The sequence below is a fragment of the Pseudoalteromonas sp. APC 3358 genome (genome assembly GCF_030408075.1).
Classification (GTDB): Bacteria; Pseudomonadota; Gammaproteobacteria; order Enterobacterales; family Alteromonadaceae; genus Pseudoalteromonas; species Pseudoalteromonas arctica.
The window spans coordinates 207,723-228,467 of the sequence record NZ_JASDCE010000002.1; the positions used below are offsets into that span (position 1 = coordinate 207,723).

General features: G+C 39.1%; 21 protein-coding genes and 1 tRNA gene. 15 read left to right on the forward strand and 7 right to left on the reverse strand.

What is annotated here, in order from left to right:
* The first annotated feature begins 17 nt into the window (after positions 1-17).
* The 3 genes from QL995_RS03615 (at position 18) to QL995_RS03625 (ending at position 3,240) form a co-directional block, all read left to right on the forward strand.
* Positions 18-2,090, forward strand: a complete 2,073-nt coding sequence (locus QL995_RS03615; RefSeq protein ID WP_290292865.1) for a catalase — start codon at positions 18-20, stop codon at positions 2,088-2,090.
* 105 nt (positions 2,091-2,195) lie between these two features.
* Positions 2,196-2,666 (forward strand): GFA family protein, encoded by a 471-nt coding sequence (locus tag QL995_RS03620; protein ID WP_290292866.1) that lies wholly within the window; start codon positions 2,196-2,198, stop codon positions 2,664-2,666.
* Between the two features lie 100 nt (positions 2,667-2,766).
* A complete protein-coding gene (locus QL995_RS03625) occupies positions 2,767-3,240 on the forward strand; it encodes a VOC family protein (RefSeq protein ID WP_290292869.1) in 474 nt (157 codons plus the stop codon).
* 218 nt (positions 3,241-3,458) lie between these two features.
* Here the strand turns inward: QL995_RS03625 and QL995_RS03630 are convergent.
* Positions 3,459-3,543, reverse strand: a tRNA-Leu gene (locus QL995_RS03630).
* Positions 3,544-3,934: 391 nt separating this feature from the next.
* Between QL995_RS03630 and QL995_RS03635 the strand changes: the two genes are divergently transcribed.
* From QL995_RS03635 to QL995_RS03645, 3 genes are all read left to right on the forward strand, one after another.
* Positions 3,935-4,924: a fatty acid desaturase gene (locus QL995_RS03635; protein ID WP_290292871.1), complete on the forward strand. Its 990-nt coding sequence runs from the start codon at positions 3,935-3,937 to the stop codon at positions 4,922-4,924.
* A 305-nt stretch (positions 4,925-5,229) separates the two neighbouring features.
* Positions 5,230-5,643: a GFA family protein gene (locus tag QL995_RS03640; RefSeq protein ID WP_007377055.1), complete on the forward strand. Its 414-nt coding sequence runs from the start codon at positions 5,230-5,232 to the stop codon at positions 5,641-5,643.
* A 111-nt stretch (positions 5,644-5,754) separates the two neighbouring features.
* Positions 5,755-5,976, forward strand: coding sequence for a hypothetical protein (locus QL995_RS03645; RefSeq protein WP_024605837.1), 222 nt, complete (start codon positions 5,755-5,757; stop codon positions 5,974-5,976).
* Here QL995_RS03645 and QL995_RS03650 read toward each other — a convergent pair.
* Positions 5,965-7,161 (reverse strand): MFS transporter, encoded by a 1,197-nt coding sequence (locus tag QL995_RS03650; RefSeq protein ID WP_290292875.1) that lies wholly within the window; start codon positions 7,159-7,161, stop codon positions 5,965-5,967. The genes QL995_RS03645 and QL995_RS03650 overlap by 12 nt on opposite strands.
* 106 nt (positions 7,162-7,267) lie before the next feature.
* Between QL995_RS03650 and QL995_RS03655 the strand changes: the two genes are divergently transcribed.
* Positions 7,268-8,059: a helix-turn-helix transcriptional regulator gene (locus QL995_RS03655; protein WP_007581507.1), complete on the forward strand. Its 792-nt coding sequence runs from the start codon at positions 7,268-7,270 to the stop codon at positions 8,057-8,059.
* A 36-nt stretch (positions 8,060-8,095) separates the two neighbouring features.
* Here the strand turns inward: QL995_RS03655 and QL995_RS03660 are convergent, their stop codons facing one another.
* The 3 genes from QL995_RS03660 to QL995_RS03670 all read right to left on the reverse strand — a co-directional run bounded on the left by QL995_RS03660 (position 8,096) and on the right by QL995_RS03670 (position 11,606).
* Positions 8,096-10,156 carry a TonB-dependent receptor gene (locus QL995_RS03660; RefSeq protein WP_290292879.1) on the reverse strand — a complete coding sequence of 687 codons (2,061 nt, stop codon included), beginning with the start codon at positions 10,154-10,156 and terminating at the stop codon, positions 8,096-8,098.
* Between the two features lie 74 nt (positions 10,157-10,230).
* The gene (locus QL995_RS03665; protein WP_290292881.1) at positions 10,231-10,887 is read right to left on the reverse strand and encodes a YoaK family protein; all 657 of its coding nucleotides are present in this window, start codon (positions 10,885-10,887) and stop codon (positions 10,231-10,233) included.
* A 29-nt stretch (positions 10,888-10,916) separates the two neighbouring features.
* Entirely contained in the window at positions 10,917-11,606 is a 690-nt protein-coding gene (locus tag QL995_RS03670) for a transporter substrate-binding domain-containing protein (protein ID WP_197151883.1), read from the reverse strand.
* A gap of 123 nt (positions 11,607-11,729) precedes the next feature.
* Between QL995_RS03670 and QL995_RS03675 the strand changes: the two genes are divergently transcribed.
* The 4 genes from QL995_RS03675 to QL995_RS03690 all read left to right on the forward strand — a co-directional run bounded on the left by QL995_RS03675 (position 11,730) and on the right by QL995_RS03690 (position 14,072).
* A complete protein-coding gene (locus QL995_RS03675; protein ID WP_007581511.1) occupies positions 11,730-11,978 on the forward strand; it encodes a TIGR03643 family protein in 249 nt (82 codons plus the stop codon).
* Between the two features lie 76 nt (positions 11,979-12,054).
* Positions 12,055-12,417 carry a hypothetical protein gene (locus QL995_RS03680; protein ID WP_290292888.1) on the forward strand — a complete coding sequence of 121 codons (363 nt, stop codon included), beginning with the start codon at positions 12,055-12,057 and terminating at the stop codon, positions 12,415-12,417.
* A 23-nt stretch (positions 12,418-12,440) separates the two neighbouring features.
* On the forward strand, positions 12,441-13,514 hold the full coding sequence (locus QL995_RS03685) for an endonuclease/exonuclease/phosphatase family protein (protein ID WP_290292890.1): 1,074 nt from the start codon (positions 12,441-12,443) through the stop codon (positions 13,512-13,514).
* 243 nt (positions 13,515-13,757) lie between these two features.
* Positions 13,758-14,072 (forward strand): hypothetical protein, encoded by a 315-nt coding sequence (locus QL995_RS03690; RefSeq protein ID WP_290292893.1) that lies wholly within the window; start codon positions 13,758-13,760, stop codon positions 14,070-14,072.
* A gap of 770 nt (positions 14,073-14,842) precedes the next feature.
* Here the strand turns inward: QL995_RS03690 and QL995_RS03695 are convergent.
* Together QL995_RS03695 and QL995_RS03700 are read right to left on the reverse strand one after the other, a co-directional pair.
* Positions 14,843-16,219, reverse strand: a complete 1,377-nt coding sequence (locus QL995_RS03695; RefSeq protein ID WP_290292896.1) for an NAD-dependent succinate-semialdehyde dehydrogenase — start codon at positions 16,217-16,219, stop codon at positions 14,843-14,845.
* A gap of 218 nt (positions 16,220-16,437) precedes the next feature.
* Positions 16,438-16,953, reverse strand: coding sequence for an NUDIX hydrolase (locus QL995_RS03700; RefSeq protein ID WP_010553130.1), 516 nt, complete (start codon positions 16,951-16,953; stop codon positions 16,438-16,440).
* 233 nt (positions 16,954-17,186) lie between these two features.
* Between QL995_RS03700 and QL995_RS03705 the strand changes: the two genes are divergently transcribed.
* The 4 genes from QL995_RS03705 to QL995_RS03720 are packed head-to-tail and all read left to right on the forward strand — an operon-like array spanning position 17,187 to position 20,736.
* A complete protein-coding gene (locus QL995_RS03705; protein WP_290292900.1) occupies positions 17,187-18,527 on the forward strand; it encodes a sigma-54 dependent transcriptional regulator in 1,341 nt (446 codons plus the stop codon).
* Positions 18,528-18,541: 14 nt separating this feature from the next.
* Positions 18,542-18,751 carry a histidine kinase dimerization/phospho-acceptor domain-containing protein gene (locus tag QL995_RS03710; RefSeq protein ID WP_007581523.1) on the forward strand — a complete coding sequence of 70 codons (210 nt, stop codon included), beginning with the start codon at positions 18,542-18,544 and terminating at the stop codon, positions 18,749-18,751.
* Positions 18,752-18,789: 38 nt separating this feature from the next.
* Positions 18,790-20,274 carry a sensor histidine kinase gene (locus QL995_RS03715; RefSeq protein WP_010553132.1) on the forward strand — a complete coding sequence of 495 codons (1,485 nt, stop codon included), beginning with the start codon at positions 18,790-18,792 and terminating at the stop codon, positions 20,272-20,274.
* Entirely contained in the window at positions 20,275-20,736 is a 462-nt protein-coding gene (locus QL995_RS03720; RefSeq protein WP_007581526.1) for a response regulator, read from the forward strand. It abuts the gene before it with no gap.
* Positions 20,737-20,745: the final 9 nt, after the last annotated feature.

Genomic DNA, 20,745 nt, shown 5'->3' on the forward strand with positions numbered 1-20,745 from the left:
TGTATGAAGGACTAAACATGGCTGAATCATTTAAATACTCAGGTAATAAAGGGCATGGCGGCGAATTGCATCAAAAGGCGTCGGATGAACACCCTACCATGACCACCGCGCAGGGCTGCCCTGTAAGTGACGATCAAAACTCATTACGTGCAGGTAAGCGTGGCCCAGGATTATTAGAAGATCACATAATGCGCGAGAAAATCTTTCACTTTGATCACGAACGCATTCCTGAGCGTGTAGTGCACGCCAGAGGTTATGGTGCACACGGATATTTTGAAACTTACGACACGCTTGAAGATTTAACCTGTGCAGATATTTTTCAGCGAAAAGGTGAAAAAACCCCAGTATTTACTCGTTTCTCTACGGTTGCAGGTAATAAAGGGTCTCCAGATTTAGCACGTGATGTACGTGGTTTTGCGGTGAAATTTTATACCCAAGAAGGAAACTGGGATTTAGTGGGTAACAATATACCGGTATTCTTTATTCAGGATGCAATGAAGTTTCCAGACTTAGTTCATTCAGCTAAAGCCGAGCCAGATCGTGGTTTCCCCCAAGCGCAAACAGCACATGATAACTTTTGGGACTTTGTAAGTTTATCGCCTGAGTCAATGCACATGGTTATGTGGGCGATGTCTGATAGGGCTATTCCGCGTTCATTGCGATTTATGGAAGGTTTTGGCGTTCATACCTTTAAATTTATTAATGCCAAAGGCGAAGAGAAATTTGTTAAATTTCATTGGAAACCAAAAGGCGGCATGCAATCAGTTGTGTGGAACGAAGCACTTAAGCTAAACGGCGCGGACCCTGATTTTCATCGCAGAGATATGTGGGAATCTATTGGTAATGGCGACTTCCCTGAGTGGGAGCTAGGTGTACAGGTGTTTGATCAGCAATTTGCTGATGAATTTGAATTTGATGTATTCGATGCCACCAAGCTTATACCTGAAGAGCAAGTACCAGTGCAAATTGTTGGCCGTATGGTGCTTGACCGTGTTGTAGACAACTTTTTTGCAGAAACAGAGCAAGTAGCATTTTGTACTCAAAACATTGTACCGGGGCTCGACTTTACACCCGACCCGCTACTGCAAGGTCGTAACTTTTCATACTTAGATACTCAAACTAAGCGTTTAGGTGGTCCTAACTTTACGCACATTCCGGTCAATGCGCCTAAATGTCCAATGCGTCATTTTCAGCAAGATGGCCACATGGCAATGCACAATCCAAAAGGGCGTGTTAATTATGAGCCAAACTCATGGAGCGGCGACGAAAACAACCCGCGCGAATGCCCAGTACATGGCTTTAAAAGCTCAAGCGAGCCTGAAGTAAGCGGCGGTGATAAACTGCGTTATCGCTCAGAAACATTCAGCGATCATTACAGTCAAGCCCGTCAATTTTATTTAAGTCAAACAGAGGTAGAGCAGGCGCATATTCAATCTGCGTACGTGTTTGAGCTGTCTAAAGTTGAGCATTTACCAATACGAGAACGTTTGGTATCGCACTTGTTAAATATTGACGAAACCCTCGCAAATAAAGTTGCCAAAGGACTTGGCTTGCAAGAAATGCCAGACCCAGCTGAGGCTGCAATGCCAACACGTAAAGACTTACCTGTATCTGATGCGTTAAGTATTTTGAAAAATGCGCCCAACACCTTCAAAGGCCGCAAATTAGGTATTTTAGTAAGTGATGGCTTTAATGCAGACATTTTTGAATCGGTTACTAACGCACTTAAAAGTGAAGGCGCAAATTTTGAAATTATTGCTCCACAAGTCGGCGGTGCTAAATGCAGTAAGGGTAAGCACTTTGAAGCCGATCAGGTTATTAATGGTGGTCCATCGGTTTTATACGATGCAGTACTTGTACTCACCACTGAAGAGGGAGCCGAAAAATTAGCTGCTATTGCAGAAGCTAAAGACTTTGTAAGTGATGCATACGCACATATGAAATACATAGGTTTTACAAGTGAGGCTAAGCCATTATTTAAAGCGGCTGGCCTTGATGGAAAAGCAGATGATGGTTGGATAGATTTAGAGGCACATTCAGCCGATAAATTTATAAATACATTGCGTAACTTAAGATATTGGAAACGTTAGTAAGCTCAATAATTAAAAAACCACAGCATGTAATTGTTGTGGTTTTTTTTAGCTCACCTAGTTAAGGTATTAGTTCAAGCCAACAATAAAAAAATTGGATATATTATGAAGCTTAATGGGGCTTGTCACTGTGGCAAAGTGATATTTACGGTCAACTCAAAACACCCTTATCTTTACAATTTATGTTACTGCTCTATATGCCGTAAAACCGCAGGGAGCGGCGGGTTTGTTATTAATTTAAACGCGCAATTCAGCACGCTTGAGGTTACAGGGCGTGAACACATAACTATTTATCATGCAAAAATAGGCGATAAAATCAGCCCTGCAGAGCGTCATTTTTGTAAGCATTGTAGTGCTAACTTGTGGTTATACGATGCACGTTGGCCTGAGCAAGTTCACCCCTTTGCTGGTGCAATAGATAGTGAGTTACCCATACCGCCAGAGCGCACTCATTTAATGCTTGGTAGTAAAGCAAATTGGGTAAATGCGCCCATTAATGAAGGTGACAAGCAATTTGAAGAATACCCTGATGAAAGTATTGCTGCTTGGCATAAGCGTTTAAACCTCGAAAAGTAACGCAATTTTTTGTATGAGCTAAGCTTAAATTTAGGGGCAATTAAACGCATATTTAGTTTATTAAATATTAAAAATCACCGCGTAAGTAAAGGAGAATATTATGGCAGTCCCAGCAATACCAAAAGGGTTTCATTCAGTTACACCATATTTAATTATGAATGACGCACAAAAAGCGATAGATTTTTATTGTGATGCATTTAGTGCTGAACACGTAATGCAAATGCCTTTACCTGATGGTGGAATAGCCCATGCAGAAATAATAATTGGTGATTCGCATATTATGCTTTCAGATAATGGTTCTGAAGAGCATTTAAAAAGCCCAGAAGAACTCGGTGGTACAGCGCTAAGCCTTATGCTTTATGTTGAAGATGTTGATACCGTATTTAAAAAAGCAATTGAGCTTGGTGCAACACTAATAAGACCCGTACATGATCAGTTTTATGGTGATAGGACCGGCACGATACAAGACCCATTTGGTCATATATGGATCATTGGTACACACAAAGAAGATGTTAGTGACGAAGAGTTAAATAATCGAATAGGGAATATAACAAATCAAGAGCAAGACGCATAACTAGCATGCTAATTAGATTTATGTACCTTTCTAATTACGTTGACGGCTTTAATGAAAGGCTTGTAGCTTTTGCTTCAGCTCATCTAAGTTTTGCCTTGTTATCGAAACCGTTTTCTTACCTCAAAATAGCTCACTTAATTAAGCGAATTGGTATAAATTACTAGTTAAATTTTAGGCATAAAAAAACCTCAGCCAATAATTAGCTGAGGTTCAAAAAGTGGTACCAGCGGCCGGACTCGAACCGGCACTCCTTTCGGAAGGGGATTTTGAATCCCCCATGTCTACCAATTTCATCACGCTGGCATAATTTTTCTTTAATCTTTTAAGCATAAAAAGATAAAGAAAAACCACTTAAAATAAAAAGGATACTTATATACCTCTTATTCTGTATCCGCATTATACAAACAAAAGAGGGGGCGGCAAGCCTTTTCTTTTATTTGCATAAACAACTGGTTGATAATTAATCGTTTATAGTAAGGAGACTCCACCGGTAAATTTTTTAAGTCTTTTTGGGCTGATATATAAAGCGAATGTTTTGGGTTATGAGTGCTATTAAATTGTTATGCGATTGAATAAATAAGCAATTGAACTATTGATAATAGTTAATCGTATTACAATAATTATTCCTGCTTTATCCCGATGTTGCGCTTAATTCAGGTATTATTTGTACAACAAGGTTTTTAAGACATTATATATGACCCAATTAAGTGCCAAACAGAACATTCAATCGATTGTTAAAGCAATTAAGGCAGAGGAAGCATCACTTCGTCAAAAGCACCCGTTACTTGCACATCAAAATACCTTAGGGTTAATTATTTTATTGCTATCGCTTAGCGCATTAATTGGTGTTGGTGTTTTATATTATTTAGCCATCATACCTGCTTGGGTATGCATAGTACTTGCGGCTATTGCTGCATCTATTTCCCATGAGTTAGAGCACGACCTTATACATAAACAATATTTTAGTAATCAGCCGTTCATGCATAATTTTATGATGCTAACAGTATGGTTAATGCGGCCAAATACTATTAGCCCATGGTACCGACGTAAAATGCATTTACACCATCACAAAACCTCAGGCACACAACAAGACCTAGAAGAACGCTTGGTGGGAAACGGTATTAAAAATCCATTTTTACGTGCGCTAGTTATTGTAGATGGGTTATTAGGGTTAGTTATTTCTACTAAACGTTTTAGAAAAGAAATTAATGGCTTTAGTTTTTCGAGTGTTTTTAATGCGGGGTTTCCGATAGCGACTGCGTATTTTGCTGTTTTATACAGCGTTATTGTATTTCATATTGTTGATTTATTTATACCACTTTCGCTAAATTCGCCTAGCTGGTTGTTAAGTACAATGAATGTGTTCGAATTTTTAATAGTTGTGCTCATTGTTCCTAATATTATTCGCTCAAGCTCGCTTAATTTTGTTACCTCAAGCATGCATTACTATGGCGGCGTTAATAACATGCTTGAGCAAACTCATGTACTAACGAGCCGTTTATTTATGCCGTTTCACTTGTTTTGTTTTAACTTTGGTAAAACGCATACTATCCATCATTTTGTGCCAAATCAGCCGTTTTATTTACGTCAAATGCTAAGTGAAAAAATACTTAAAGTAATGGCGCAGCATAATGTGCGCTTTAACGATTTTGACAGCATAAAAAATGCTAACGCATTTAAATAATTACCCCCAACATAAGGGGAGGTTCTACATTGCTATTCTTATTTTATGATTTAAACGCACATAAAAGATAGCTTAAACGCACCACGTTACGCTATTAGCTTAACGTGGTATTGCTGTTTTATTTAAAACATCGGATCATGTTTGTAGCACTTGCTCAACTTTTAAAAATCACTTTCAAAAATTAAAAACCTAACCGAATATACAAATGAACCGGCGAGCAGTTTTTTTATATTTTAAAAATAATGAATCGATACTGCCGGTCTTATATCTCGATTCAATCTTCATAAGCATTAAGGATTTAAATAATGGAAATTACTGGAAGCTGTTACTGTGGTGAAATTAAATACCAAGCAAAGTCTCAAAATAACAATGCACTTGTTTGCCATTGTAGCGATTGCCAACGTATGTCGAGCGGCCCATTTAGAGCCGTTATAATTGCAGAGCCAAATTCGGTAGTATTTACCCAAGGTGAGCCAAAAGAGTTTGTTAAGACAGCGCAAAGCGGTAACAAGCGTGCGCAAGGTTTTTGTGGCACATGTGGTACAACACTTTATGCAACTAACGAAGCTAAAGCTGACCGTGTATATGGCTTGCGTATTGGTGCGGTTGATCAGCGTGATCAGTTTACGCCAACAGCACAAATTTGGGCTAAATCAACATTGAGCTGGTTGAGCGGCTTACACGAAGTACCTGCATTTGATACAACCCCACAAAACTAGTTAGTTGGAGTTATTAGTAATACTGATCAAAAATCATTTTTTTAGTAAGCGGTTTGAAATTTATTTAACCAAATGACTGTCTACTTATAAGTCAGTCATTTGGAGAATAATATGTGTAGTTCACCTAAAAGCAGCCGAGCAGTGAAAAAAACAGCCATTAGTTTTAATGATGAGCTTACTCAAGAACAGCGTTTACGTTTTGCTGCAAAAGCTAATTTAGCGCAAGAGCGTCGTGAGCAGCGCGAAGCGACGAATAAACGCTATGAGCAAAAGCACGCGAGTAGTAAACCTTCATCTGGTTTATTTTCGTGGTTACAGCAACTAGTTAGCTGATTTAGCTAAAGTAGTGTTTTTACCACTGCCTAAACCACATAATGCACACAGTACTCCGGCAATAGCGCACAGCCATAATGGCGCACTCCAACTGCCTGTTGTAGTGTGTAATGCACCAGCTAGCATAGGCCCAATAGCCGCGAGTAAATAACCTACGCTTTGCGACATACCTGAAAGTGACGCCGCTTGTTGTGAATCATCGGTTCGTAAACTAATAAACGACAGCCCCAATATAAAACACGCTCCAGAGCAAAAGCCCAACATTAGGGTCCAAACAAAGGCAAAGTTAGGCATGTAAAGTAGCCCCAATGCACTGAGTGCACTCAGCATGGCTAAAATAAAGCTAAGCGCGCTTTGATCTTTTAATTTTGCCAATAGGGGGATTAATATTAAACCCGGTAATGCAGTCGCTATTTGAAAAGCCCCATGATAAGCACCTGCTTGCGTGGCACTTTGGCCTGTTTCGATTAATATGCTAGGTAACCACGTGATAATTATATAATTTAAGAATGAGTTTAAGCCCAGCAGTAGGGTAATTTGCCATGCTAGTAAATAGCGCCATACACTTTTTGACGTGTCAGCGTGTTGAGCAATACTCGCGGGTTTTGTGTGCTTACTTAATTGCGACATCCATACAATAATACTCGCCAGAGTAATAAGAGCTGATGAGCCCAGCGCAAGTTGCCATCCTAATCCGTTTAACTGACTAAGCGGAAATACCAAAGTAGAAAACCCACCCGATACCACGCCCATAGTAAGCACGTAGGCAGAGGTCATTAACGCAACCTTTGCAGGAAAGTCGCGCTTAATTAAACTTGGTAATAATACGTTTGCGATGGCAATACCTACACCAATAATAGCGGTGCCTACAAAAAGCATAGTTGAGGTATTTATTACCCGCGCCGCAACCCCTGCAAGTATAAATAATAAAGCCACAAACAAGGTGCGCTCTAGCCCTTGCTTTTTAGCAAGAGTTGCGGCCATTGGCGATACAACCGCAAAGGCAATGAGTGGCAGTGTTGTTAAAAAACCAGCTTGCGATGCGCTAAGCCCAAAGTGATTAATAATTTGTTCAAGCACAGGTGCAATACCTGTAAATGTGGCGCGTAAATTTGCGGCAATAAGTAATATGCCAAGCACAAGTAATATGCCAGCAAAGCGTGATTTAGGTGTGTTATTTAACAAAAGGGAAGACCATTAAAGCTAATACTTAATGGGCGCTAGTATAAAGGCTTAGCAAAAACTATAATTTAGAGATAATGACATTAAATAACTAAAAACAGACAAAACTATGTTTGATGCAATTGGCTGGGACGACATTAAAAATTTTGAAACTATGGCGCAGCCCATAATAGCCAAAATAGAGCACGCGCATGCAAGTCACGAAATACCACTACATACCCATCCAAAAGGGCAATTAATTTTAGCGCTACATGGTTATGTAACATGTGAAGTGTCGGCCAAAATGTGGATGGTGCCTACGCACAGTGCAATTTGGATCCCAGCACAAAAGGTGCATAGTAATAGGGCGTCTGATAACGCGCAGCTTTGTCATTTATTTATTGATAGCAGTAAAAATGGTATGCCGTTAAATACCTGTACGTTAGCTATTACGCCGCTGGTTAAAGAGCTAATGTGTGAGTTGGCTGGGCATAATCAGCACTATACTTTAAATAGTAAAACAGCACGTTTAGCGCAGGTGTTATTTGATCAACTTATTGAAATGCCCGTACAACCACTGGATTTTGTATTATCTAAAAATGAGGTAATTCAAACCATGAGCGATCAGCTTATAAATATGCCAAATAACCGAAAAACACTACCACAATGGGCTAAGCAGTTTGCATTAACTGAGCGCACATTAGCGCGGTTAATAAAAAAAGAAACCGGTATGACATTTGGAAAATGGCGTACGCAATTGCATATAATTACAGCCTTAAAAGCGCTTTCTGATAAGCAAAGTGTGCAGCAGGTGTCGGAGTTATTAGGGTATGAGTCGGTTAGTGCGTTTATTACTATGTTTAAAAAGGTGATGAAAAAGTCGCCCATGAAATACATGAGCGACTTAAATCAGTTAAATTAGCTTAGCTCTTAAATAAGTTTAGCCCTTAAATAAGCATTACCACGTATAAGTTGCCGAAAGCATGGCGTTACGTGGTTTGCCAGGGAAGTACCTGTCGCCGGTAAAGCTGGTGTAATCGGCGCGTTCCGCATAAGCCTCATTAGTTAAATTAATAATGCGGGCAAGCACTTCAAGGTTATTAGTAACTTGCCACTGTGCGCGTAGGCTTAAAACATCATGCCCTTGGTATTTATTTAAGTTTTCTGGGTCGGTGTAGTAGTTACCAACGCGGTGCCACTGCAAAGCAAATTGCGCGTTGTTTAATGCCTGCCATGTTAAATCGAGATTAGCAATATTACGCGGCGCGGTATCTATGTCGTTGCCGTTTATATTTAAACCGTTAAGTATTTGGTTGTTAGTGTAAGTATGCTTTGCGTGAGTGCCTGCAAAGTTAAGCGCAAGCGACTTGGTGAGCTGGTAGTCAAGCTCAAGCTCAATACCACGATGGCGAGAGCTGCCATTATTTACCGTAAAAAAATCACTATCGCGGTAAATCGTATTGTGTTTACTCATAGCGTAAACCGACACGCCATAACGTAGTTTTTCGTAAATCCCTTTAATACCCAGCTCTGCGTTATTGGCTATTTCGGCGCTTAAATTTGCAGTAGTTTGCTCGCGTTGTAATTGGTATAACTCAACCGCTTGTGGCGCTCTGTAACCACGAGAAAAGTTCGCATAAAGCGTGTCATTTGTATTGTACTGATAACTAACCCCAAGCTTTGGTGATAAATTACTAAAGCTATTTTTAGCACTCGCTGGGCGGCTGTATCGGCAGCCACCAAAGCCGCATTCTGTGCCATCGTTTTTTGTTCTACCTGCTAGCATATTATTGGTGTAGTCGTACTGCATATGCTCGTAGCGCACACCTGCGGTAAGTAACCACTTATTTAATTGCCAATCAATAGATGCAAAAGGGGCATAAAGCGTGGCGTTTACATCATAATCGTAATGCTTACCTTGTGGCACTGTAGCAACTAAAAATGCAGAACCTTGAGTGGGCTCGTATTGGCTTTGAGTAAAATCGGCTTGCGTGTATTCGCCATCAAGCCCTAGGTTTATTTTTATATTGCTTTGTAAATTATGTTGATAAAGCGATTGTACGCCAAAACCAGTTTGACTGTTTTTTTCAAGCGGTGTGCCGGGTAAAAAGTGCTTAAAAAAGTCCATGCTTTGGTCGCGAAAATATAACGTAGTAGAGAGCACATCATCGTTATTTAATTGCCATGTTGCATTGCTCCATGCTCTAAATGCACGTGCTTTTCTAAATGCGTCTGGGTCAAAGTTTTTTTGCGAGAGGTCTTCGTTTTTATAGCTTTCAAAGCCTGTAATAAATCCAGCCGTTTGCTGATCAAGATTTGTGTAAGTAAGGCCTGAGGTAAGTAATAAATTATTATTTGAATAGCGATGGCGAATATTTACTTTTTGTTGTTCTACGCTTTCGTCGTCGCGGTAACCGCTATCGTCGGTAACACTTGCGTTAATGCCTATACCGCTGTTGCCGTAATCTTGTCCTGCACGTAATTTGTAGCGAGTATAACCGTACGAGCCATAATCTAAACCAACTAAACCACCGCCTTGAGTAGTGTCGGGCGTTATTACATTAATAACACCATGCACAGCATTTGAGCCATAAAGTGCAGAGCCAGGGCCTTTTAATACTTCAATGCGCTGCGCCATTTCGCTGTGCGCTTCAAATAGCTCGTTTATATTACAAAACCCAGCTGCTCTAAGTGGTATGCCATCCTCCAAAGTCAATATGCCACCACAAGCGCCTGCGCCCGAAAGTACCGGGGAGCGAAGTGCGGGTAAATACTCTTGGCCATTTCCGCGTTGAATATTAGCCCCTGCTACACGTTGCAGGGCTTCTTCAATATGGGTAGGCGCTATGCTATTTAGCTGCGCTTCGCTAAGTGTACTTATTGATAAAGGGAGTGGGGTAGATAGCGCTTCAATACGTGATGCCGTAGTTGTTATGGTTTCTATTGCATCATTATTTTGATTATTGGCAAACGCAGCGTGGCTAAAGGGTAATATCAGCGGCAAAAAATAAGGTTTCATACATTCCTTGAAAGTAATCTATATTGCATTGCCTCTATAATATGCGGTTTTAATATGCATTTAAACTTGTTGCGTTAAAGCGTACGTAACCTATAAACCCGATACGTAATTGATAAAACAAAACAAGCCACAGCAGGAAACACCAAAGCCAGCACTAAGTAATGCTTAAATAAAACGTAGCCGGTTATACCGCCTAGTAAAAAGCCTGCAATAATGAGCAAAAACATAACGCCTTTACGGGCATCAAATTGCTCACCTTTAAGCGCTTTACCTAGCATTAAACCAAGGTCAGTAAAAATACCGGTTAAATGTGTCGTACGTATAACAGCACCACTGTAATTAGTTGCTAGCGCATTTTGTAACCCACACGCAGCAGACGTTAAAACAATGCCGTAAACGAATGTGTTTTTGAGTAAATAAGCACTCGCAAGTAGTAGCAATCCTTCAATAAAAAGCAAAGTGTCGTAATGACGACCAAGTTTTAATGAGCCACCAGAGAGCAAAAAGCCCGACAGTGCCGAACCCAACATAAAGCTAACAATTATTGAAAGTAACAATAAGGCAGTACTGGGATTAGTTATTGCTTTAATACCAAGTAAAGTAACAGAGCCAGATACATGCGAAATAGCCTGGTGCTCAAATCCTAATAAGCCTACAGCGTTTACTATGCCCGCTATAAATGCGAGCGTAAACGCGCCATATTCAACCCACTTTGGTAGTTTTGTAAACATTGGTTATCTCTTAACGTGTGCAGTGTTAATTATTGAGTTTGTGCTTTAAAACGCTTTATTTGCTCATCAACTAATTTTGTATCTATTACGCCACGCTTAAAAGCAATGTAAGTAGGAAACGTAAACTCATTTAATTGCCGAGCATAAATGTTTTTATATTCTTTTGAGTACCACAAACCCGCTTGATAGTTAGTTATTGCGTATTCAACACGTTTTTTTTCAAGTAGCTCAAAAGTGTCTTTAGTTGAAAGTGAGCGAAGTAAATTACTCTCATCAAGGTTGTACTTTGTAGCAATAACCTCAGGCAAAGCAACACCGCGCAGCATCGCTATTGGGGCATTAAATAAATCGTCAGTAAGCAATTTATCTTTGTTTAAAGTAAATAAACCATACTTAGTAGTATGCAAGGGCACGCTTGTAAAATCTAAATACTTTGCACGTTCCTCTGTATTGGCCAAAGAGAAATAGCAGTCGTAGTAACCCAGCGCCATTTCTTTTTTAACGCGCGCCCATGGCAGATGAATTACGTCAATTTTAAGATTTAAATTACGCTCAATAAAGGTTAAATATTCAATATCTAAACCCGTGAACGTATCGCTTTTCTCATCAAATATAGTAAAAGGCGGGTAGTGGGTTGTTACGCAGCGCAGGGTTTTACTTGGCGCTGCAAGTAATAACGAAGGTAAAGTTAAAGCTAAAAACAGAAATATTGCGCGCATAAATATAAATTCGATATCTTTTAAAGTACATAACTTGAACGCCAATTATACAGTTACTGAGCTTAATTGCATTGATCTAAGTATTTTTACCTAGCGTATAAGTTAAAATTTGTGAGATATACCATGTTTAACGCAGAGCAGCAGTCACGCATTATCGAAATGGCGTGGGAAGATAGAACCCCCTACGAGGCTATAGAGCAGCTATACGGATTAAAGTATCCGCAGCTGGTGGTTTTTATGCGAGACAATGTTTCAAAAGGCAGTTTTAAAGTGTGGCGTAAGCGCCATGCAGGTCGTAAAACAAAACATTTAAAATTACGCGATCCCGCCATTATGCGAAGCCACTGTAAAACACAATATAAACAACGTTAAATAAGTGTTAGTTGTTTCATATGATGTTCATCCGTGTTTGTTAATCTTTAGCTATTAATTATGCTAGAGATTATTTATGAGAGCACCTATACACACAGTACTAATAGCATTGGCTTTATTTTCAATAAGCGCAGATGCAAAACCGCATAAAGATAAGCATGGTCATAAACACGGCCATAAAAAGCATCATTCACATAAGCATAACGACAATGTCTACCTTTCTAAAAAAGAGGCTAAGCAGCTAATTCGTGCAGGTTGGACGCCACCAGGGCTAAGTAAAAGCTACCACCGAGGCGACTATTTAGATCGTGATTTATACAAACGAGGTAGAGTGATTGAACGCTCTAGAGATAATGGTACAGTGAGTATTGAAGTAGACCGTACAGTTATCCATATGGTGCACGATACTCGAGAAATACTTTCAATTTTAAGTCGCTAAATTAACTTTATAAGGATATTAAAATGCTCATTGCGCTGGCTATAATTATTGGCTTTTTTTTACTGGTTACCTTACTACCTATGTCGTACAGCCAGCATTACTTAGTGCGTAGCTGCGACTTTGTTCGTTTACAGGTTTTTTATATTGCCAGTTTTGTCGCCGTTACTTCGTTGTTTTTATTATGGCAAAGTAGCGAAATAGGTTACGTGTTTATAGCCTTAACCTCATTACTTATAATGATTTTACAAGGTAAATGGATTTACCCGTATACGTGGCTTGCTAAAAAAGAAGTGCAAAGCGCACCTAAGCATATAGATCATAGTATAAGGATTATGTCGGCAAATGTACTTATGTCGAACCATAAAAGTGAGCAGTTAATTAGCCTTGTTGATGAGCATCAACCCGACCTACTTATTACGCTTGAGAGCGATAGCTGGTGGGAAAATAAATTATCAGTCATCAAAAAAAATTACCCGTATTACATAGAATGCCCTAAAGACAATCGTTACGGCATGCACTTATACAGCAAGTTTAAAATACTCGATGCACAAATATGTGAGCTCATAGAAGAAGATATTCCCTCAATTCATATTCTGTTTGAAAACGATGAAGGCCTGCAAATGCAAGGGCACTTTATTCACCCAGCACCGCCAAGCCCGACCGAAGAAGACTCATCGCGTCCGCGCGACTCAGAGCTAATAATGGTGGCTAAAGCACTTAAAAACCCAACACGACCTACCATAGTTGCCGGTGATTTAAACGACGTAGCATGGTCGCGTAGCACCCGTTTGTTTATGCAGATAAGTGGCTTTTTAGACCCTCGAAAAGGCCGTGGTTTTTATAACACCTTTCATGCAGGCTACTTTTTTATGCGTTGGCCGCTCGATCACTTATTTCACAGCGAAGGTTTTAAAGTAAAACGTATTAAGCGCTTAGCTAAGTATGGCTCTGATCACTTTGCGCTACTGACTGAGCTTTCTTACGAAAACGCTAATCAGCAATCATTAGAAACTAAATCGGCGCAGCACAAGCAAGAAGAAATTCAAGAGCTTGCTATGAATAAGGCAGACAAGCGAAAAGTGCCGAGGTTTGATTAGTAACGTTAGATATAGCGGTATTTATATAAAGCATTGAGTTATTAATAGCTGAAGCCTGACTTGTGTTGAATTGTTACTGTGTTATTTGGTTTGTACTTTATTTTTAATATATATACTTGTTTTCTTAGAAGTAAAGAGTGGTAAAGCTCTCAAAATAAGCGCTGGCAATTAACTTACCTTGTTTGTACTTTTTAGTCATTGAGAATAGCGTTAATACGTTCAAAACGTTGGATGTTCGATTATATGTTTGAGTTTTTTCGGCTTACTTTATTGGTTTTAGGTGCTATTCCTTTACTTGTATACCCATTTGCAGTTATCGCTAGTCCTATGGGCTTAGGAAGTAAGCCTAGTATTAATATTCCATTGTTTAATAGAATCATGAATAAATTTTTTCTATGGGGCGTTTTAATATATCCCATAGTGTTTTTTGGATGCTATTGGCTTAGCGATAATTTTGTAGAATATGACCTTATATTGGCTTCTCTGCCCATGTTTTTTTTACTATTACTCTGGGGCAGTTTTCACTTTATGGATGCTCCAGCAAAATACGAAACGTAAAATGGGCACAAAGTTTATTGAAGTTGAAAAATATAAATCAGATAAACGAATTAACTCGATTATTATGCAATTTAGTTTATTCACTAAGCGTTCGATAGCTTTTCTAATACTAGGGCTTGAGAAAAAGCGCTTTGAGTACCTAGCTAAATATTACCTAATCATTCTCCATTCCTCATCAAACTTTCTCGTAAAATACCAAGAGCCAGCTATAAGTAACGCTAGTAAGCGAAAAATAGTAATTGATGTAACACATCATATAGGTTGGTTAGGTTTAAATGCTAGACAGTTCTCCCGTGCACTTTGAGGGTCCCGAAATCTAATACATCCTTATGAGCAAATGGCTAGTAAAATGTACCCTGATGTCGATACATGTGATATTTCTTGGCTAGTTGTTCAGGCCGCAGTAAATTATTTAGCTAGAGCATTGAAAAACGACTAAACACTTGGTGGGTATGAGAGTTTACGATTAAATATAAAATTAGACCACGATATTTATTCCCCATTAAAGGCTATGTTTGCAGTCTTTGACTCCTCAGATTAAAAGCGCGATGTAAAATCGCACCTACGAATATATCCAAAACTCGGTACTATCTCTTAAAATTTGGTACTGTCTCTTACTAAAAACTAAGTATTGTTTCCTGAAAACTACTTTCTACAAGTCATAAAAAAGCCTAAAAGTGGTTACCCACTTTTAGGCTTAGTAATTTTTGTGTTTTAAACACATATTAAGAATCTGGATTTAAAACACTTATTTCATTTATGCAGCTAAATTAGCTGGCGATCATAATGCTTTTAACATTAACAAATTCGCGCATACCAAAGCCGCCGTGTTCTCTGCCGTAGCCACTGCCTTTAACGCCACCAAATGGTAGGTTAGGTTGTGCTAAACCGTAGCCGTTAATGTTGATCATGCCGGTGTCGAAGTACTTTTTAGCAAGCTCAATCGCTTTTTCCTCATCTTTTGAGAAAATACCACCGCCTAAACCGTAGCGAGAGTCGTTGGCGATGCGCATAGCATCGTCGTTATCTTTCGCTTTAATAAGCGAAGCGACAGGGCCAAATAATTCGTCATCGTAGGCCGGCATGCCAGGTGATAGGTTATCAAGTAGCGTTGGTGGGTAGTAGTAACCTGTTTGCGATGGTATTTCGCCACCCGTTACTATGTTTGCACCTGCTTTAACTGATTCCATTACTTGGTCGTGAATGCCGTCGCGTAAATCTTCACGAGCCATTGGGCCTAAGTCTGTGCCATCTGCCATTGGGTCGCCCATTTTCATGGCTTCGAACTGCTCTTTAATTTGTGCTTTAAAGTCATCGTAAAGTGACTCAACAACAACATAACGCTTAGCTGAAACACACGTTTCGCCGTTATTGATCATGCGACCTGTTACACAGGTTTTAACTGCAAGCTCTAAATCAGCGTCATCGAGTACTAAGTATGCATCGTTGCTACCCAGTTCTAACACTGTTTTTTTAGCGTGTTTACCCGCTTCTGCAGCTACTTTTTTACCTGTGGCATCACTACCCGTAAAGGTTACGCCGCTAATTGCTTTGTGCGCAATGAGTGAGCTGGCGGTTTTACCGTCGATGAGTAAGTTGCTGAAACAGTACTCTGGGAAACCGGCTTGTTTAAATAGCTCTTCAATTTTTTCAGCCATGCCAAATACGTTACCAGCATGTTTTAATACGGTTGTGTTACCCGCCATTATGTTGGCAGCACTGTAGCGAATTACCTGATAAAGCGGAAAGTTCCACGGTTGAATACCTAACAGTACACCTGTTGGTTGGTAGCTGATAATTGCACGGCCGCCGTCCATATCACGTTCTTCGTCAGCAAGTACTTGTGGGCCTTGTTCGGCTGTGTAACGACAAATTCCTGCACATAGTTCAACTTCTTGAAAGCCTTGCTCGTATACTTTACCCATTTCTTCGGTCATGAGTTTTGCGATAGATTCTTTTTGCTCTTCGAAAAGTGAGGCTAACTTATTAAGGTATCTCGCACGTTCAGTGAACGACGTTAAGCGCCATTTTAAATATGTTTCGTGAGATTTTTCGATTACCTGTTCTGCTTCTTTTTGAGAAAGTAGCGTGTAGGTTTCAATGGTTTGCTCAGTTGCCGGATTAATCGTTTTAACTGTGTTACTCATTTCTATCTCCTTACAAATTAATTATCTATAAGGGTGCAAAACGAAAGCCAATATCAAAAAAACAGTATTAATTAATCTCAAGCTATTGAAATGTATTATCTATTTTGGGTTTTTTATTCTGCTAATAACTTTTTACTACTATGAATATATTATCCAAAGCAGTAAAAAGTTCTGATTGATGCAAAATTTACAAGGTTGACTGCTCATGCTTATTCAACTTATAGAAGTTCTTTAGCAATGCGCTTTAGTAGGTAGGTTTCTCGTAAAATGGAGAGTCCTTGTTTTTCACTGTTAGCAAGTGTGCGCTCGTTATGAGCAATTGCATCGTTAATATCAACCCATTTAGCAGTCATGCCATTTTGCTGCTCATAATGCTCTAACTGTGCTTTGCCAAACTCGTCGGCAATATTACATACAAAGCAATACGATTTGATATGAATAATATCAAAGTCTTCTTTATACCAAGGGCGATACTCTTCATAGAGTCCAAAGGCTTTAACTACACTTATTTGTTGTGCACCGGTTTCTTCGCTTAGTTCGCGAATTAAGCCTTGTTCAATACTTTCGCCTTCATCTACTCCACCACCAGGTAAGCTGTAATCTTCATAGCGGTTTGTATACATTAAAAGTATTTTATTATTTTTAATAACAATGGCGCGAGCTGTTAAGCGCGTAAACTGACTACCGTGGTCAATATTAATACCTGAATGAACTAAGGTTTTTAATTGCTGCATTTCGTCTCCTTTTTTAAGCTTCTAATGATAACAGTTGCTACCATTCTACAAATAGAAACGATTTTAATTATTTTTCGTAATTTGTGATCGTTTTTTTTAAGCATACGTAAATGTAAGGTTGGTAAAATAAATAGCATTGGATTACTTAGCTATTTAAGTAATTAGATTCTAGGCGTGCCTTTAAATTAATATTTAGGATGCGTAGAATAAGAAAAAAAGCATAGGGATTTATCATGTTAGACATACTTTTAGTAGACGATGACGTTGAATTTAGTGACGTTGTTTGCCACATAGTCGAATTCCTCGGCCACAATATAAGCACCGCCACCAGTTTAAAAGAAGCACATCAATGGTTTGAAAATAATACCTTTGACCATGTGCTACTTGATTTTATGTTACCAGATGGTAGCGGTTTGCACTTACTTGATCATTTAAAAGCGATTGGGCAATCTCCAAAAATTACACTTATATCGGGTCATCCTTCAGTTAAAGGCATTTTAGCTGAAATGTGTGAGCCAAATGTAGGGCATTTATTAAAACCATTACAACGCGAAGATTTAGAACTCGTTTTAAATGGCCCTAAAAAAACAGTTAAAAAAGCCAAGTCGAGCGGTATTACACGCCACTTTGGTGGGTTAATTGGTGAGTCTGAGCCAATGCAAAAACTATACAACATGATTGAACGCGTAGCTAAAACAAACGCTAACGTGATGCTTATGGGTGAAAGTGGTGCAGGTAAAGAAGTAGTGGCTCAAGCTATTCATAACGCAAGCCAGTGCGAAGGCCCATTAGTTGCTAGCAACTGTGGCGCACTTTCAAAAGAATTAATTGGTAGTGAGTTATTTGGCCACGAAAAAGGCGCATTTACAGGCGCAATTGCACGTAAAGAAGGTGTGTTTGAGCAATCAAATAACGGTACTTTGTTTTTAGATGAAGTAACCGAAATGCCAATTGATATGCAGCCAAATTTACTGCGAGTACTTGAAACTAAAAAAGTAACACGCGTAGGTGGTAACAGAGAAATACCAACCAATTGTCGTGTTATTTCAGCCACTAACCGCTCGCTTACCGATTTAGCGCAAAATAATATTATTCGTGAAGATATTTACTTTAGGTTGGCTGTTTTTCCTATTGATATACCGCCACTTCGCGATAGGAAAGAAGATATTCCTTTATTAGCTAAAGCATTTTTAGATCAACTTAATGATGAAAACGGTACCCCATTTAGTTGGACGCCAGCGCAGCTCAAAGAGTTACAAAGCTATGAATGGCCAGGTAATGTGCGAGAGCTTCGCCACGCTATACACCGTGCATTTATTATGAGCGATCCGCAAACCAGCGACATTACTCTACCTGATAACTTAGAGTCGCCTTTTTCGCGCGTTAATAACCAAGCGGCCGAAAAGCCAGTATCAGCAGGACAAACCATTGAAGAAGTTGAAAAAGAACTTATTCATGCAACGCTTGATAAGGTGCAAGGTAATAAAACGCTTGCTGCACAAATGCTGGGTATTAGCACCAAAACACTTTATAACCGCCTTAATGCATATGGCGGTATTGGCGAATATAAATAGATTTGAGGAAGGGCATGACATCCGATAACCAAACAGAGCAACTAAATAAATTAGTACACGACGCAAGAGCGCCGCTTAATCGTATATCGATGAATGCAGAGCTTATTAAGTTGGTACTTGAAAACGATATGCCAAAAGAAAAAGCGCTAGATGCACTTGATAAAATTATTAACAATTGCCAACAGTGTAGTGAAAGTTTACAAAAAATAACTGACTCTCAATAAATAGTAAGTGTTGTACAAACTCTAATTCGGGAAGCTAAATGAGCAAGCAAAAACAGCAAGGTAAAGCGAATGTTACTTGGGCAGCTTTTATAGTTGTTGTGTTAAGTATTATTGTAGGTAACGCAGTTTTAGCATTGAATACGATTCAAGGTTTAACGCAAACCCAAAAGAGTTTAGATAACACTAATATGCTGACAGCGGCAATTGAGCAACTGCATTTATCAATAGTGCAGGCTGAGTCTGGTCAGCGCGGTTATTTATTAACAGAAGAGACTGACTATTTAACGCCTTATTACGATGCTATTGGACAAATTGAAGCTCAAACAGATCATGTTAAGTCACTACACTCTGAGATTGACGGCCAAGCTGAGCGTATTGCTCAGTTGTTAGTACTAGTTGATAGCAAAATTAAAGAGCTGAAGCAAACTGTAAACCTAGCATTGGATGACAAAGAGCGACGTGCAATTTATGTGTTAAATACACATAAAGGTCGGGAGCTTTATAAGCAAATTAGAGAGTATGTTAATGAAATTCAAGACCGTGAATTACTCTTTAAAGTGAGCCATTTTTCAAAGTTAGCGCAAATTAAGAATGAAGCTAAAATCACGTTTGCTATTACAGCAATCACAAGCTTATTACTTATTATTGGTATGTTTGTAATGACACGTCTTAATTTAAGAAATGCAGCTAAGTATCGTTTTGAGCTTGAAAAACAAAACGAGACTTTAGCAACTAAAGTGTCTGAGCGTACGCAAGAATTAACGTTGTATTCTGACGAACTGAGCCGAAGTAACCGAGAGCTTGAAGAGTTTGCTTTTGTAGCGAGCCATGATTTACAAGAACCGCTTAGAAAAATTCAAGCCTTTAGTGACCGCCTAGAAACCATGTTTAAAGATGAGCTGGGTGAAAAAGGGATTGATTACATTGGCCGCATGAAAAATGCAGCGCAACGCATGTCTAACTTAATTAATGACCTATTAGAGTTCTCGCGTATTACTACACGCGGCAAAGACTTCGATGATACAAATTTAAACGAAGTAGTAACCGATATATTAAGTGATTTAGAAATTGCGATAAAAGAGTCAGATGCACAAATTGATGTAGAAGACTTACCGGTTATTCAGGCTGATAAAAGCCAAATGCAGCAGCTGTTTTTAAACTTGTTGTCGAACGCTGTAAAATTTAGGCGCCCAGGTGTAAGTCCACATATAAAAATCAGCTACCAAGATAAAGATATTTTTAGTGAGGATCATAATACCAATTTGAGCTTTCAAGTTATTACTATAGAAGATAACGGTATTGGTTTTTCACAGGACTATGCCGATAAAATATTTGTACCGTTTCAACGTTTGCACGGTCGCTCACAATATAAAGGCACAGGTATTGGCCTTTCTGTATGTAGGCGTATTGTGGAACGTCATGGCGGAACAATTACAGCAAAAAGTAAAGACGGTGAAGGTGCAACCTTCATTATAAAACTACCTGTGGAAGCTGCGCTTTTCACATTGCAAGGAGAGGCTTAAATGCCCTATTCAAAAGTAAAACCTATTACTATTTTAATGGCAGACGATGATGAAGATGATCGTTTGTTAACACAAGATGCCCTTGCCGAAAGCCGTGTACTTAACGAGCTTCATTTTGTTGAAGATGGCGTTGAGTTACTTGAATATTTAGAACGTAAAGGTAAGTTTGAAGACAAAACAGTGTCGCCACGACCAGGATTGATATTACTTGATTTAAACATGCCAAGAATGGATGGTCGTGAAGCACTTGAAGCTATAAAAGCAAACCCTAATTTAAAGGGAATTCCGGTTGTTATTTTAACTACGTCTAAGCAAGAAGAAGACATGGTTAAAGGGTATAACTTAGGTGCCGCATCTTATATTACTAAGCCAGTGACGTTTGATGGTTTAGTTGATTTGATGAAAACGCTAGGAAAATACTGGGTAGAGTTTGTAGAGCTACCGACAACATTTAACGATTAATGGAGATTG